At 66.6% G+C, this 1,478-nt stretch carries 1 protein-coding gene; it reads left to right on the forward strand.

Features of this window, described 5'->3' with window-relative positions; all coding sequences use genetic code 11:
* Positions 1-231: 231 nt before the first annotated feature.
* On the forward strand, positions 232-1,455 hold the full coding sequence (locus tag ABD234_RS19095; protein ID WP_038371013.1) for an IS110 family RNA-guided transposase: 1,224 nt from the start codon (positions 232-234) through the stop codon (positions 1,453-1,455).
* Positions 1,456-1,478: the final 23 nt, after the last annotated feature.

The following is a 1,478-nucleotide window of genomic DNA, read 5'->3' on the forward strand; positions in this document are numbered from 1 at the left end:
CCCCGTTACCTTGTGAGGGCCCCGATGGTCGGGGTCTGGTCGCTCGGCCGGGTATGGCTTTGTTGCCCTGCCATCAATGGTCCGGGGGGTGTTGCCGCCCGGTCGAGAGACACGCGTTGACCGCTGATAGGGACACGGCCCAGGACAGTCTGAGGTCTCGTCGTAACGTGGGTGCCGGCATCGGGTGTCGCGACTGTGACCAGCAGTGATGCGTTCAAGGAGGACGACATCATGGATCCCAGATTCACGGTCGTGATCGGCCTGGACGTCGGGAAGACCGGGCACCACGCCTGCGCCCTCGACCCTGACGGTGAGAGATTGTTCGACAAGCCTCTCCCGCAGGACGAGGCCGAGTTGCGCGAGGTCTTCACAGGCCTGCAGAAGCACGGAGAGGTGTTGATGGTCGTGGACCAGCCCAACACCATCGGGGCACTGCCGATCGCGGTCGCCAAGGACTGCGGCTGCGCAGTCGCCTACCTGCCCGGGCTGGCGATGCGGAAGGCCGCGGACCTGTATCCGGGCCGGTCGAAGACCGATGCCCGGGACGCGTTCATCATCGCCGACACCGCCCGGACGATGCCTCATACCCTCCGGGCCGTCGACCGCGACAACGAGGTCCTCTCCGCGTTGAAGGTCCTCGCGGGCTTCGACGAGGACCTCGCCCAGGAGACCACCAGAGCGCTGAACAGGATCCGGTCGCTGCTCACCCAGATCCATCCCGCCCTCGAACGCGTCTTCACCGGCGGCACGCTCTCCACCGGCATCGTGCTGGACCTGCTGGAGAAGTTCGCAGGACCCACCGGACTCAGAACTGCCGGCAGAGGCAGAGTTCTCCGGTTCGCCCGCGCCCACGCGCGCCGTGATCCCGAGGCTCTGATCGACCAGGTCTTCGCGGCTTTGGACGAGCAGACCGTGGTCGTTCCGGCGACCGCGGCCGTGGAACTGGTGATCCCGAGAGTCGCAGGCCAGGTCAAAGAGCTGAAGGAGCAGCGGGCGACAGTGGCCCGGGAGGTCGAAGCCATGCTGGAGGACTTCCCTCTCGCCGGGGTCTTGATGAGCATGCCGGGGATCGGCATCAAGACCGCCGCCCAGATCCTCCTCGCGATCGGCGATGCCAGCACGTTCGAGAGTGCCGGCCACCTCGCGGCCTATGCCGGCATCGCACCGGTCACGCGACGCTCCGGCACCTCGATCAGGGGCGAGTTCCCCGCCAGATCCGGTAACAAGCGCCTCAAGAACGCCCTGTTCTACTCCTCCTGGGTCGCCTCGCACTCCGACCCTGTCTCCAAGGCCTACTACGACCGCAAACGCGCCGAGGGCAAGCGCCACAACGCAGCGGTGATCTGCCTGGCCCGCCGCCGATGCAACGTCATCTTCGCCATGCTCCGCAACGGCACCTACTACCAACCACCCATCAACGTCCCCAGCCCCGACCCAGCCGCCCTCGCGGCTTGACTCGGAACATAGGGACACCCCCC

The sequence above is a fragment of the Brachybacterium phenoliresistens genome, assembly GCF_039530785.1.
Classification (GTDB): Bacteria; Actinomycetota; Actinomycetes; order Actinomycetales; family Dermabacteraceae; genus Brachybacterium; species Brachybacterium phenoliresistens.

Bases quoted from the DNA above. Each gene is read 5' to 3' on its own strand.
- ABD234_RS19095 (WP_038371013.1), top strand. From the start codon at position 232: ATGGATCCCAGATTCACGGTCGTGATCGGCCTGGACGTCGGGAAGACC.